This is a genomic window from uncultured Shewanella sp. (assembly GCF_947495455.1).
GTDB lineage: Bacteria > Pseudomonadota > Gammaproteobacteria > Enterobacterales > Shewanellaceae > Shewanella.
The window spans coordinates 1-468 of the sequence record NZ_CANLZC010000260.1 but is presented as its reverse complement, the minus strand read 5'-3'; the positions used below and the strand labels follow the sequence as shown (position 1 = coordinate 468).

Annotated in this window: 1 tRNA gene; it reads right to left on the bottom strand. The window is 37.4% G+C overall.

Features of this window, described 5'->3' with window-relative positions:
• Window positions 1-200: 200 nt before the first annotated feature.
• Window positions 201-298, bottom strand: a tRNA-Leu gene (locus tag Q0791_RS25050).
• Window positions 299-468: the final 170 nt, after the last annotated feature.

Sequence of the window (468 nt, the reverse complement as noted above, 5' to 3'; positions counted from 1 at the left end):
CGTGCGTCTTTTTCAGACTTAGATAATGCGACAAGTTGTTTAGAAGAATAATTTTGCATAATAAAAAGCGAAATGAAATCGTACTGTATTAGATCATATTTGAGTGCAGATTGGTATTAAAGTAAATTACCACCTACTGAAGTAGGTAGTTTTGAGCTGAAAACAAAAAAACCCTAGCATAAGCTAGGGTTTTAATGAGATGGTACCCGAGGCCAGACTTGAACTGACGCGCCCTTCTTAACAGCAAGAGACGAGGGATTTTAAATCCCTTGTGTCTACCGATCCTACAACTCAAGGCAATAATTTGTCTTTTTAAATAGTTTTAAAAATTAAAATAAAAAAGCCTCGACTTTATGTCGAGGCTTAAATACTCTTTACTAGAACTAGAAAGATGGTACCCGAGGCCAGACTTGAACTGGCACGCCTATTAAGCGAGGGATTTTAAATCCCTTGTGTCTACCGATTCCA